The organism is Flavobacterium sp. HJ-32-4 (assembly GCF_022532105.1).
Classification (GTDB): domain Bacteria; phylum Bacteroidota; class Bacteroidia; order Flavobacteriales; family Flavobacteriaceae; genus Flavobacterium.
In genome coordinates this window covers 3,035,599-3,048,281 of sequence record NZ_CP092832.1, presented here as the reverse complement: position 1 = coordinate 3,048,281, position 12,683 = coordinate 3,035,599, and the positions used below count along the sequence as shown (strand labels likewise).

Annotated in this window: 14 protein-coding genes; 4 read left to right on the top strand and 10 right to left on the bottom strand. The window is 53.3% G+C overall.

What is annotated here, in order from left to right:
- Nucleotides 1-12 precede the first annotated feature (12 nt).
- A complete protein-coding gene (locus MKO97_RS13065) occupies nucleotides 13-399 on the bottom strand; it encodes a helix-turn-helix domain-containing protein (protein WP_241103655.1) in 387 nt (128 codons plus the stop codon).
- 94 nt (nucleotides 400-493) lie between these two features.
- On the opposite strand from MKO97_RS13065, the gene MKO97_RS13060 reads away from it, so the two are divergent.
- On the top strand, nucleotides 494-1,210 hold the full coding sequence (locus MKO97_RS13060) for an SDR family oxidoreductase (RefSeq protein ID WP_241103654.1): 717 nt from the start codon (nucleotides 494-496) through the stop codon (nucleotides 1,208-1,210).
- A 21-nt stretch (nucleotides 1,211-1,231) separates the two neighbouring features.
- Nucleotides 1,232-1,582, top strand: a complete 351-nt coding sequence (locus MKO97_RS13055; RefSeq protein WP_241103653.1) for a SnoaL-like domain-containing protein — start codon at nucleotides 1,232-1,234, stop codon at nucleotides 1,580-1,582.
- A 198-nt stretch (nucleotides 1,583-1,780) separates the two neighbouring features.
- Here the strand turns inward: MKO97_RS13055 and MKO97_RS13050 are convergent, their stop codons facing one another.
- From MKO97_RS13050 to MKO97_RS13025, 6 genes are all read right to left on the bottom strand, one after another.
- Nucleotides 1,781-2,680 (bottom strand): helix-turn-helix domain-containing protein, encoded by a 900-nt coding sequence (locus tag MKO97_RS13050; protein ID WP_241103652.1) that lies wholly within the window; start codon nucleotides 2,678-2,680, stop codon nucleotides 1,781-1,783.
- Nucleotides 2,681-2,683: 3 nt separating this feature from the next.
- Nucleotides 2,684-3,109 (bottom strand): nuclear transport factor 2 family protein, encoded by a 426-nt coding sequence (locus MKO97_RS13045; RefSeq protein WP_241103651.1) that lies wholly within the window; start codon nucleotides 3,107-3,109, stop codon nucleotides 2,684-2,686.
- 39 nt (nucleotides 3,110-3,148) lie between these two features.
- Nucleotides 3,149-3,682 (bottom strand): carboxymuconolactone decarboxylase family protein, encoded by a 534-nt coding sequence (locus MKO97_RS13040; protein ID WP_241103650.1) that lies wholly within the window; start codon nucleotides 3,680-3,682, stop codon nucleotides 3,149-3,151.
- Nucleotides 3,683-3,927: 245 nt separating this feature from the next.
- On the bottom strand, nucleotides 3,928-4,425 hold the full coding sequence (locus tag MKO97_RS13035) for a hypothetical protein (protein WP_241103649.1): 498 nt from the start codon (nucleotides 4,423-4,425) through the stop codon (nucleotides 3,928-3,930).
- A 23-nt stretch (nucleotides 4,426-4,448) separates the two neighbouring features.
- On the bottom strand, nucleotides 4,449-5,873 hold the full coding sequence (locus tag MKO97_RS13030) for a pyridoxal-dependent decarboxylase (protein ID WP_241103648.1): 1,425 nt from the start codon (nucleotides 5,871-5,873) through the stop codon (nucleotides 4,449-4,451).
- Between the two features lie 166 nt (nucleotides 5,874-6,039).
- Nucleotides 6,040-7,500, bottom strand: coding sequence for a cryptochrome/photolyase family protein (locus MKO97_RS13025; protein ID WP_241103647.1), 1,461 nt, complete (start codon nucleotides 7,498-7,500; stop codon nucleotides 6,040-6,042).
- 165 nt (nucleotides 7,501-7,665) lie between these two features.
- Here MKO97_RS13025 and MKO97_RS13020 point away from each other — a divergent pair, with 165 nt between their 5' ends.
- A complete protein-coding gene (locus MKO97_RS13020) occupies nucleotides 7,666-8,274 on the top strand; it encodes a chromophore lyase CpcT/CpeT (protein WP_241103646.1) in 609 nt (202 codons plus the stop codon).
- A 254-nt stretch (nucleotides 8,275-8,528) separates the two neighbouring features.
- Entirely contained in the window at nucleotides 8,529-9,500 is a 972-nt protein-coding gene (locus MKO97_RS13015) for a fasciclin domain-containing protein (protein ID WP_241103645.1), read from the top strand.
- A 64-nt stretch (nucleotides 9,501-9,564) separates the two neighbouring features.
- Here MKO97_RS13015 and MKO97_RS13010 read toward each other — a convergent pair whose 3' ends face one another.
- From MKO97_RS13010 to MKO97_RS13000, 3 genes are read right to left on the bottom strand one after another with little or no spacing between them, the layout of a single operon-like run.
- On the bottom strand, nucleotides 9,565-10,461 hold the full coding sequence (locus MKO97_RS13010) for a MerR family transcriptional regulator (protein ID WP_241103644.1): 897 nt from the start codon (nucleotides 10,459-10,461) through the stop codon (nucleotides 9,565-9,567).
- A 57-nt stretch (nucleotides 10,462-10,518) separates the two neighbouring features.
- Nucleotides 10,519-11,475: a glycoside hydrolase family 5 protein gene (locus tag MKO97_RS13005; protein ID WP_241103643.1), complete on the bottom strand. Its 957-nt coding sequence runs from the start codon at nucleotides 11,473-11,475 to the stop codon at nucleotides 10,519-10,521.
- Nucleotides 11,472-12,680 (bottom strand): glycoside hydrolase family 27 protein, encoded by a 1,209-nt coding sequence (locus MKO97_RS13000; protein ID WP_241103642.1) that lies wholly within the window; start codon nucleotides 12,678-12,680, stop codon nucleotides 11,472-11,474. The genes MKO97_RS13005 and MKO97_RS13000 overlap by 4 nt, the downstream gene beginning before the upstream one ends.
- Between the last annotated feature and the right edge of the window lie 3 nt (nucleotides 12,681-12,683).

Below are 12,683 nucleotides of genomic sequence, written 5' to 3'. Positions count from 1 at the left end.
ATACTCGGGCGATCAGTCCGTGACCTCCTCTGTATAGGCGGCGTTCGCCAGCTCCACAATGTCATGGGATAGGCCCCACTCGTATATCTGTTGCAGGACGGGTACAAACGACGCGCCCAGTTCCGACAGGGAATACTCGGTTCGGGGCGGAATCTCCTTATAATCCTTTTTAATAACCCATCCCTCCCTGACCAGGGCACCCAACTGCTGGGTCAGCATTTTTTCTGAGATATCCGGAACGGCGCGGTGCAGTTCCTTATAACGCATAGGCTTGTCTTTCATGCTCCAGAGGAGGTGCAGCTTCCAACGACCTCCCACCATTTTCAGGGTGGCCATAATCGGACAATTGATCGTGATCGATTGTTCATTCAGGAAATTGGAGGAGGTCTTCTTTCGCATTTTACACGCACTTTATTGTAGGTACCCTATCTTTTGTAGGCAAAGATAGGAATCCGCAATTTTGTTCCCGCATAATGACAAAATTTAGTGTAAAATGAAACTAACCCAACAGAAAATTGTGGTGATCGGAGGCAGCTCCGGCATTGGTAAAAGCGTGGCTGCGCTGGCGTTCGAATCAGGAAACGAGGTCATCCTCACCAGTCGTGACGCCCAAAAGGCCGAACGGGTGGCGCAGGAAATAGGACCCGGCGTCAGGGGGTGGGCGTTGGACGTCGATAGCGAGGCGGACGTAAACGCGTTCTTCCAACAACTCGAGGCGATCGATCATGTGTATGTGGCAGCGGGCACAACCGGATTGGGCGCCCTTACCGAAGGTGCCCTCGACGACCATCTTCTGCGTTTTCACACCCGCTTTACCGGAAGTCTGCGGGTGGTGCGCGCGGCCCTCGCGAAAATGAACCCCGGTGGTTCGTTTGTGTTTACGGGCGGTATTTCGACCGATCGTCCTATTGCCGGGGCGTGGGTATCCGGTTTGGGTACGGCGTCTGCGGAACAATTGGCGAAGGTGTTGGTGCCCGAATTTCCACACCTCCGTTTCAATGCCATCTCGCCCGGCTATACCGATACGCCGCTCTGGGATGCGGTATTGGGCGACAACAAGACGGCGGTTTTAACAGAAGTCGCTTCCAAAATCCCGACAGGAAAAATTGCCACGGCGGAAGAAGTGGCGTCGGCGGTGGTGTTCCTGATGTCGAACCCTTCGGTGAATGGTGAAGTCGTTCATATTGACGGCGGCGCCCGATTTGTATAATCCTTTAAATTCAATAACACCATGAGTACAGCACACATTACGGCTTCGGTCGACGAACTGATCGCCCTGGCGCTTGAAGGCAACTGGGAACAGGCCTTCGAAAAATTCTATGACCCACAGATCGAGAAAACCGACCTCGACGGAGTTCCTGTAAAAGGCTGGCATGAAAATGTCGCCAATGGCCGGGCGTTTACATCCAAGATCTCGAACGTACGCGATTTTTCGTGCGTGGGCCGGGTGGTGAAAGACAACCGGAGTTTCGTAGTATGGTCGTTTGATTTTGACGTAGACGGACATCCGTTTAAGGTAGTCGAAGTCGCGATCCAGGATTGGGAGAAGGGGAAAATCGTGCGGGAGCGGTTTTTTGAGTAGAAGTAGTTGGTGGTCAGTAGTCAGTAGTCAGTGGTCAGTAGTATAAGGGCTACGGAACTTTGGTTCGTAAGTTGGTTGTTGGTCGGAGCACGCTAACGGACTCAGGTGCTCAGGGACTTACAGAAGTAGTCAGTAGTTAGTAGTTAGTCGTCTGACGCTCAGGCGCTCAGGGACTCAGGTGCTAAGGGACCAAGTCACTCACGCCCGCCCCGTCTCTTTTTTCTCTGCCCGTCCGGCGCCCACGGTTTCCCGGTACATCTGGGGCGAGACATCGGCATTGGTCTTGAAGAAACGGCTGAAGTAGTATTCGTCCTGGTAGCCCAGGTCATAGGCGATCTGTTTGATGGCTTTGTTGGTCAGATAGAGTTCCCGTTTGGCCTCGATGACGATGCGTTCGGCGATAAGATCGGTCAGCGTTTTATTAAAGTGCGTTTTGGTGATGCGTGCGAGTGCGCCGGCCGACAGGTTGAGCATCTCAGCGTAGTCGCGGGGAGCATGCTTGGTTTTGAAGTGTTTTTCAATCGCTTCTTTTAGATTTTGCACAATAGCGGACTCTTTTGGCGCCCCGGCCCTTTCATTCGCCTGCAGGGGCTGGGCCGCCTTTAGTCGCGACGCCGTAACCAGGAAGATCTTGAGATAGGACACCAGCACCTCATGGTGGGCCAACGCGGGCTGCGCCATTTCTGCTGCCATGCGGTCGGCAAGCATGTTAAGGGTTTCCGCAGCGGGTTCGTCTACCTGCACAAAAGGCGATTGGTAGATGTTATTGAACAGTACGCCATTACAGGCCACCTCTGCGTGGTGTTTGTGGATGCAGAAGAAATCGGGGTGGAAGTGCAGGCTGATGCCTTTTACCGGGCCGGTAGCGGCCACCATAAAAGGTTGGTACGGCGAGAAGGCGAAGAGATAGTCGGAAGCAAAAGGGTATTCTGAAAAATCTGCCTTTACCTGCCCGGTGCCTTCTGTCAGCCAAATCAGGGTGTAGTAGTTGTTCCGCTGGATATGGTCAAAATACCGGTTGTCATCGAACCACGATACTTTGAATGCCAGGTTTCCGTTGTGGGGATCCACCAGGGTAAAAACACGCTTCTCTGCCATGGCCTAAAGGTAGTGTTTTAGTTGTCGCTCGCTTTCCTGTATCGGCAGGTCGTTGATGCTGGCATAGCGTTTTTGCATGTAGCCGTTTTCATCGAACTCCCACAACTCGTTTCCGTAGCTGCGGTACCATTGTCCGACGTGATCGTGCCATTCGTATTCGAAACGAACCGCCATCCGGTTTTCCCGGAAACCCCATAGCTCTTTTTTCAGGACATAGTCGAGTTCCTTTTCCCATTTTTGGGTAAGGAAGCGCTTTACTTCTTCCCGCCCGTTGATAAACTCGGTGCGGTTACGCCATTCGGTGTTTTCCGTATAGGCTTTGCTTACGAGGTCGGGGTCTTTCGTATTCCAGGCATCTTCAGCGGCCTGCACTTTCTGTAGGGCGGTTTCGAATGTAAACGGCGGCAGGGGAAATCGTTTGTGTTCCATGATATAAAAAAAGAGGCCACCGTAGCGGCCTCCGGGGATTTAGATGGTTTGGGCAAGGGGAAAGTCGATGGCCACCTGCGTAAGGGCGTGCACGTAGTTCATAGCGGTCTTTTCGGCTACGAGGAATACCAGTTCGATGACCTGGCCTTTGGTATAACCCGCGGCCAGGAAGGCGTCGATGTGTTCAGCGGATGCGAACCCTTTGTGGGCGGTGATGTCTTTTGCGAGTGTCACCAGGGCATCCAACTTAGGGTCGAACGACGCGCCGCCTTTCCGGATCTCGATGGTCTGCTCTTCCGTAAGTCCGTTCATTTTACCCAGCAGGGTGTGGGCCGACTGACAGTAGTGACACTCATTGACCTGGCTAACGACAAGGTTGACCGCCTGCTTTTCTTTATTGGTAAACGACGTTTTGGCATTCTGGAAAGCCAGGTAGTTACCAAGCGCCGTTTCGGAAAGGGCCATCACGGCGTAAAGGTTGGGTACCATGCCCAGTCCTTTTTCAAGGGAGTCAAAAATTGCCTGGTTGTTTGCAGATACATCTCCTCTGCCGGGAACCTGAAATTGTGCCATTTTGTATGGTTTAAGGTTATGTCATTATTGACAGCACAAAGTTGGGGCAGCAGCTTAGCATAGGAAATGGACGATTTGGGCCAGGTGATGGATGATTTTGGTAGTTAGTAGTTGGTAGTTGGTAGTTGGTCGCTGGACGCTAAGGAACTCAGGTACTAAGGCGCTCAGGGACTTACAGAAGTAGTCGGTGGTTGGTCGCTGGTCGCTCAGGGACTCAGGGACTCAGGAGCTCAGGCCCTCAGGCACTATTCTCTCCGTAACTCCACACGCTGCACATTCGTAATAGCATAGCTGCCCACGCCGTTATGCGTTTCAACAGCGCCTTTGTTGGCGGCTACCACTTCAAAGTAGAGCATGGTGTCGCGAAGTTCGTAGGTGGCGGTGAGCAGGATGTTGTCGGTTTCGAAAAACGACATCAGCCGCGATCCGAACACCTGTTCGCGGATGGCAATGCCGTCGCTCTCGTCGGTGCGGTAGACGTTCTCCTGTTTCGGGTCGGCTACGAGTTTGTAATCTTTGACGATGGGGTATTTCTCCGATTTGTACTCCATTTTCCACGTCCACGTATCGGCTGTCAGTTTCGCGACAGTGAACACCACCGGCACACTGTCAACGGTCTTCCCCGCCTGGTTCTGGATGGTCATGGTGCCTTTCCAGACGCCGATGCAGCGGTCGGGAAACCGCGTTTGGGCTTGGGCGGCGGTAAGCGAAAAAATCGTGAGAAAGAGGGTAAGCAGTTTCATCGGGACGGTGTCTAAAGTGGGTGTTATACATCTTCCGGCATCGGATGCGCCGCCAGTCGTTCCATCAGGGTAAAGGCTTCTTCTACGTCTTCCGGTCGGGTCATCCAATTGACAAACGAGGCCCGGAGGGCTTTGGTGCCGTTCCAGATGGTGGGCGTCATAAAGACGCGTCCGGTTTGGGTAAGGGCGTGCAGAAAACGGTCGGCCGTCCAGCCGTTCTGGGGTTGTAGGGTAAAGACGAGGTTGTTGAGCCACACCGGTGCCAGGAGTTCAAAATACGGACTCTGCTCAACCAGCGCCGCGAGTTGTTGGGCGTTTGCGATCGAACGGGTTACCAGCGCTTCGTAACCGCTTTTTCCGTAGGCCTGTAAGGAGAACCAGGCAGGTAGGGCACGGAGGCGGCGCGAGTTCTCGGGCAGGAAATTGAGGTAGTTGAAGGTCTCCATCGGGTCGCCGAGGTAGGGAGCGTTCGAGTTCTGGAAGGTTTCGACTTGGTGCATCCGGTGTTTGTCGTCGATCAGGAAGACGGCGCTATCGTAGGGCACGTTCAGCCATTTGTGGCAATCGACGGTGATGCTGTCGGCGGTTTCCCAACCCGCCAGGTAGTGCCGGTGCGCGGGTGAACAGGCGGCAAAGGCCCCAAAGGCGGCGTCGATGTGCAGCCAACCGTTGGGGTAGCGTTTGCGAAGGGCGGCGATACCCGTGAAATCATCGTAGTCGACACTATTGACGGTACCGGCACTGGCGATGATAATAAAGGGTTCGTTGGGCGCGAGTCGGGCGAGCTGGATGTCTAGATCGTGCAGGTCCATCGCTTCGCGGTTGTCGGGCAGGGTAGCGACTTTGATGAGGTTGCGGCTTCCGATGCCAAGCATTGACAGCGATTTGATGACGGAGGAATGCGCCGATGCGGAAAAAATGCGTATACCGTCGGTCATGCCGTCTTTGGCGATGTCAATCCCTTTTTGGCAGCCCCACCACTGACGGGCGACGGCCAGTGAGGTGAAGTTCGACATCGTGGCACCCGTTACGAAGCCTCCGAAAAAGTGGGCGGGGAGTCCCCACAGGTCGCGCAGCAGGTCGATGGTTTCCCGTTCCAGTGCGGCCGATACGTCGCCGTGGCCGTTGACACTTTGGGTATTTTGGTCGTATACGGAGGTCAGCATGTCGCCGGCAAGCGCAGCCGGTGTGGATCCGCCTGTGACAAAGCCCCAATAGCGCGGACCGGAAGAGGCTACCATCTGCGACTCCCATCGCGCATTGAACCGTTGCAGTGCCGCTTCGCCCCCAAGTCCGTCAAGGGGTAAAGCAGCGGGTTCAGTTGGCGGCGGTGCCCCGGCCCGGGTAGGGCGGTCGGGTAATGCACTCAGGTACTGCAGACTCTGTTTTTTCACGGCTTCGAGCAGGTCGCCGAGGCGGTGGTAATCGGATTGAAAGGGTTCGTACATGGGGAGGCCGTCTTATCGGATATCTTCCTTCCTCGCGGTAGGCGTAAAGGGGTATATCGGATGCTAATTTCGGGAAAAAGTGGATACCTGTGATCGTAGTGTGTCGCCTCTCACTGATTGTTAACCGCGACCGCGACTGTGACGGCTACTGAAACTGCGACTGCGACTAAACCTGCCTACTCAAAAAAACCTCCGCTTGCTCCACTAACATCGCCTTCCGTTCGGGGTCCATATTATCCCAATGCGACATCAACACACTTAACCGTGGGTTTTTCCCAAAGACCGGACGGTGGCGGTCCATGAAAGTCCAGAACAGTGCGTCCCAGGTAGTTTCCCAGTCACCCGTTTTGTAGTCGCTCATTTTCCGGATGTAGTTGCTGCCGCTTACGTAGGGTTTTGTGCTCATCATCCCACCATCGGCAAACAGCGCCATGCCATAGACGTTCGGCACCATCACCCAGTCGTAGGCATCGATGAACAGTTCCATAAACCATTGGTAGACGGCGGTGGGGTGGAATCCACAGAGGTTCATGAAGCTCGACAACACCATCAGCCGCTCGATGTGGTGCACGTAGCCGGTTTTGAGCAGCTTCCGGATGGTTTGGTCGATAGGTGGGATGCCCGTGGTGCCGTCGTAGAAGGAGGCGGGCAGCGCCCGTGTGTGGCCGAGACGGTTCGAGGTGCGTTGTTGGCGTCCGCGGTATTCGTATACCCCGCGCACAAATTCGCGCCAGCCGAGGAGTTGACGAACGAGTCCTTCGGTTGAGTTTAATGGAACGTCGTGCTGTTCCGCGAAAGCAAGGATGCGTTCCAGTACGTGACCGGGTTCAAGCAATCCGGCGTTGAGCAAAGGCGACAATACGCTATGGTGCAGGATGGACTCATTGGCGACGATACTGTCTTCATACGGACCAAACCCGTGGAAGCGGTTTTCGAGAAAATCGTCGAGCCAGCGGTCGGCGTCTTTGAAATTCGTGGGATAAAGCGGGGTATCGGGCAGGGCGCCCGGGTTTTCACTGAAATGATTGAGCGTGTAGGCGACGGCTTCCCGGTAATAGGCATCGGCATCCGGATACCGCACCGGTGGGGGGGTGGCTTTCGCCGGATAGCGCTTCCGATTGTCGGCATCAAAGCTCCATTTGCCGCCTATGGGTTTGCTGCCGTCCATCAAGATCCGGAACTTTTTTCGTTGCAGGGCATAGAAATCCGCCATGTGGAAGGATTTCAGGTCGCGACCAAAGTACTCGTGAAGGTCGGCTTTGTCAAGCAGGAAGGACGGATTTCGGTACCATACCACCGACGATGCGTTCTTTTCAATCCGCCGTTGTATCCAGTCGTCGACGGGGTCGTAGCAGTGGAGCGTCATTCCAACATCCCCACAAATCCGCTGCAATAACAGGCGAATATCCGATTCTGCGTCCGTCGAAGCGATGTAGTGCACCTCGTAGCCTTTGGCCTCCAGGTAATCGGCATAGGCTTTCATGCTGGCGCGGTGGAAGGCAATTTTTTGTTTATGGAAGCGGAACTGGCGAAAGAACAGGGCTTCTTCCACGAGGTAAACCGGCATCGGTGCAAACGGAAGTTGCCGAAATAATTGAGGGGGTAGGATAAGTGCGCAATCGGTCATATAGCAGCGCATCAGGTTCTTATGATAGGGTTACGTATCGACGTTATTGCCGCAAACCCGATGCGATGCCAATATCGCAGAAATTATGGTTTTGAGGGGTTCAGCAAACGCTAAATCCGCGTGCCGGTGAATCGGGGAACTTCCTACCTTTGCAAAAAAACATTCATGAAACGCCTTGCCACCCTTATTTGTCTGTTCCTGTTATCGTTTTCCTCTTTTGCCCAGAAAGAAACCAAACTGCTAGATGACTTGCAGCGGGCGATGGCGGGCACCTATTCGTCTGAACTACAGGCGAAGGCCGACAGTGCCAATTACTACAACATTTCCCTCCGTATGGTGCCGATCTGGAAAGACCGCGGTCACTATTTATATGTAGAGCAGGCGTTGGCCAATCGGCAGGACAAGCCGTATCGTGTGCGCATTTACCGCCTTTCGATGCGGAATGGGCAGTATGTGAGCGAGGTGTATACGCTGAAAGACGAGAAAAAATGGATCGGTAGCTGGAAAACGCCGGAAGCCCTTGACGCCCTGCCATTGGACGGTATCGAGTTGAAAGCGGGCTGTGAGGTGGTATTAGACAAAACAGATAAAGGAACCTATTCCGGAAAGACCGGCGACAAAACTTGTCCGAGTGAACTCCGCGGCGCCAGCTTCGCCAAATCCACCGTTACCGTATCGCCGGGTAAGATCGTCTCGTGGGACCAGGGCTTCGACATCGAAGGCAAACAGGTGTGGGGCGCAGAGAAAGGCGGATACATCTTCCTTAAACAGTAAAAAAGGTCTCGCCTAGTTGCGCACGGGCACGCGTCCGATCCAGCGATCTGTCCTTAACACAATTTTGTCCAACCTAAGTTCAAATTAGGTTGAACATTTTTATTTGTGTAAGTATCACTTTTACAGTTAATTGCGGTGTGTATGGGGTTTGTAGCCCAAAAAATATTGGTTGAACTTTGTTTAATCTTTTTGTAAAAGCGTTAAACAAATCGATTTCGTTGGTACTTTTACAGCAACAAAAAAAACCAATAGCTATGAAAACACACTTGAAAAAAATTGCTTTACTAGTTTGCCTTGTAACCCTGGGATCGTGCAGTAGTGACGACGACAACAACAGCACCTCCAACAAAACCATCACAGAAATTGCGGCAGGCAATGCCAACCTGAGTGTACTGGTAAGCGCGCTACAACGCACCGGACTTGACGCTACACTCGACGGAACAACAAAATACACGGTGTTCGCACCCACCAACGACAAGTTCAATGCCTTTCTTCAGGCCAAAGGGTTTGCTTCACTGGAGGCAGTGCCAGAGGCAGCGCTGAAAGAAATCCTCCTCAACCACGTGATCGCTGGCGAGGTAACTTCCGGCCAGTTGACTACAGGCTACGTAAAAACCCTTGCGAAAGGCGGTGCTTCAACAACCAATACACTGAGCATGTTCGTAAACACTGCTAATGGTGTGGTGTTGAACGGTGGTGCCTCTAACGGTGGTGGTACTGTTGTTACAGAGGACATCGATGCTAAAAACGGCGTAATCCATATTGTTGACAACGTATTGGATCTGCCTACCATCGTGAACCATGCGATTGCCAACCCGAACTTTTCGGTACTGGTTCAGGCGCTGACCCGCAACGACCAGCCTGACTTTGCCGGCATCCTGTCGGGAACTGCTAACAGTCCGTTTACCGTTTTTGCCCCTACCAACACGGCCTTCACCAATCTGTTGGGTGAGTTGAACGTGGCCGGATTGGCTAACATCTCTCAGTCTACCCTCGAGAACACCTTGAAATACCACGTAGTAGCGGGTGCAAATGTGCTGTCTACCTCTTTGACAAATAACATGTCAGTTACAACCTATCAAGGTCAGTCTTTCACCATCGGCCTGACGGGTGGTGCCAAAATTACCGATGCCAGTAATCGTGTCAGCAACATTACTGCGACCGATGTTCAGGCTTCAAATGGTGTGATACATGTAGTGGATAAAGTACTATTGCCTAGTCTTTAATATGTGTTTTGGTTTGGTTATGCCAAGGAAAGGGGAGACGAGAGTCTCCCTTTTTTATTTTCAATTAATCAGGCAGGGCCTCAACAATCTCGCGCAGCGACCCAAAAAACCGGATGTGTGGTGAAGGAGGTGTTTTGTCAGACAACCGGCCACCCACAAGCCAAAACGCGTCCTTCGAGGTCAGCACACTGGTGGCCATTTCGTGGATGTAGTCGTCAAGGGCATCGGGTGACGGGGCTACGGTAGTATAGCTGATGTAGGTAACCTGGTCAAACAAGGTCTTGAATCCTTCGAGCGTATCAACCGGCAGGTTTTCGCCGAGGTAGATGGTATGATGCCCGCGGGACAGCAGTTCGTAGTTCAGATACAGCAGTCCCAGTTCGTGTATTTCCCCATGGGGCAGGAAGAGGGCATAGACCTGTCCGGAAGGCGAAGCAGGGTTTGCCATAGACGCGTTCGTATTGGCCAGTATCTTCAATCGCACCAGGTAGCTGATGAAATGTTCATGGGCCGGCGTGATGGTCTTGGTTTGCCACAACACCCCGATGTCATCGAACAAGGGGAGGAAATAATCGAAGAAAATCTCACGGAACGACCGATCGGGCACCAACGAATCATAGGTTTCCATGAACAGTTGCTGGTCGAAGGTCATCATGGCCAGCTTGAACTGGTGGGCCACGTGGTCGCGGTCGTATTTATGGGAACGGATTTCGTTGACCCGTGCCTGTAGTTCTGCTTCGGTGAGTTTCGACAATTTGGATATTTTGAAACCGTACCGAAGCAAGACTACGACATTCAGGAGCTTCTGGAAGTTGTGGGTATCGTAATACCGGATGTTGTTCTCGGTGCGCATCGGGGCCAGCAAATGGTAGCGCCGTTCCCAGATTCGTATGGTGTGGGCCTTTACGCCCGAAAGGTTTTCAAGGTCTTTTATCGAATAGATCGATTTGATGTTTGCCACTGCCAGAAGTTTTTGACAATGCTAAAATACGGGATTCCTTTTACACCCGACATTCACCTACGGTTGTTTTCCGCTGTACTTTTTGATCGACTCACGTGCCAACAGGCCCCATGGCTTGATGTCCATTTCCCGCCATTTTCCGGTGGAGGAGGCTGACGGACGCAGTATCGAACACGTTTCGTCTTTGTCGGACACCGACCAGATTACCCAACTGATTTTGCGGCTTTCCATCCATTCGACATAGTCGTTCCATGCGGTGGTGTCGAGGGGGCCGTCGCCCGTTGCTTCCATACCGGCACATTCTGACACGAAGATGGGGAGTCCGGCCGATAGGGCCTGATCCGTTCGGTCGCGCAGCCATTTTCCGTGGGTAGCGGCATAGAAGTGCATGGTATACATCAGGTTGGAATAGCCTTTGATCGGGTCAGCGGCGGGGAGCTGTACTTCCTGGTCCCAACGGGGTGAACCCACCAGGATGATGTTGTCGGGATCGTTCTTCCGGATCACGGCGATCACGGCTTCGGCATACTTCTTTATCTCCGGCCAGGTTTCCTCATCCGGCTCGTTGAACACCTCGTAGATGATATGGGGATGCTTCCCGTATTTTTTCGAGATGAGGTCGAAGAACGCTTCTGCTTCCGCTTGGTTGATGTTATGGCTGTGCCAGTCGACGATTACATAGATGCCCGATTTTAAGGCACCATCGATCACATTTTCGATGCATTTCATGCCCAATTCAGGGTTGGCCAAATACGATTTTTCATTTCCCTGTTCAACACCGAGGGCGGCACGCACCACCGTGGCCCCGAAGTCTTTCTTCAGCCACGATACGGTAGCCGATTCGTAAAAACGCGGCCAGAAGCAATGCCAACCAAAGCTGGTGCCGCGCAAGACAGCGGGTTGCCCGTTTTCACCCGTGAGTTGCGTGCCTTCAACATGTAACGCGCCGTAGGGTGGGGATGTTTGCGCCAACCCAACGAGTGGTAATAGGAGGAAAAAAATCCAGTTCTTCATTTTTTGTAGAGTTTAAGGGTGGTAACATCATGTGGTGCCAGCGTAATTGAGAGCGGTTTCCGGGTGGTACCTTTGTCGCGGTGTGCCCAGAGGTCGCGGATGGTGTATACTGTTTTACCGTCAAAGGTAGTGCCGAAGTCTGGATCGATAATCGTATGTTTCGTCCAATCATAGTTCAGGGTACGGGGCGTATCGGAACGGTTGAGGAACGTAAACGCCCATCCATCCGATAGGGGTTTTACCCATACTTCGAGTCCGTTATCGGTTTCCGCCCGAAATCCCTGTATACCCAACCGGTCCTGGTTGACGGCGATGAGTTCGGTATTCGTGAGGATGTCGCGTGTGGCGGGGGTCATGGCCCGAAGGTCGTTTCCGGCCATCAACGGCGAGGCGAGCATGCACCACAGGGTAAAGTGGCTGCGGTCTTCGGCTAGTGTCATCCCGTTGCCGACTTCCATCATGTCGAAGTCGTTCCAGTGGTCGGGCCCCGCGTATTTACGGATGTCTTTTCGCATTTCCACAATCCGCATCACGCCCCATGACGACCAGTTTTCGGGGTGTTTGAACTCGCAGTCGAAGCAGGGATAGATATCACCCGATATCCGCCAAAGGTTGCCGATAGGCGTGGCCCATTCCCATGGTTGGTTGTCGCCCCATTCACACAGGCTGAATACGATGGGACGCCCGGCTGTTTTCAGGGCGTCGCTCATGGTAGCATAGGCTTCACGGGCCGAGATGCCTTTGGTATTACACCAATCGTACTTGAGGTAATCGATGCCGAGTTTGGCGTAGAATCGGGCGTCCTGGTATTCGTATCCGCGTGTGCCCGGATAGCCCGCACAGGTTTTGGTACCCGCGCAGTTGTAGAGTCCGAATTTCAGGCCTTTGGCGTGTACGTAGTCGATCAACGACTTCATTCCCGACGGGAATTTTTCCGGGTCGGGTACGAGGTTGCCGTCGGCGTCGCGTTCCCGTGCCATCCAGCCGTCGTCGAGCACGATGTAGGTATAACCGGCGTCGCGCATGCCGGAAGCCACGAGTTGGTCGGCCATTTCTTTGACCAGTGATTCGCTGATATGTGTTTCGAAGGTGTTCCAGGAATTCCAGCCCATGGGCGGCGTCTGGGCCAGGCCTTCAAATTTGGTGACGGTTTGTGCGTAGGCGGTCAGGCCAAGCAGGGTAGTAGCTAAAAGGATTTTTTTCATAGG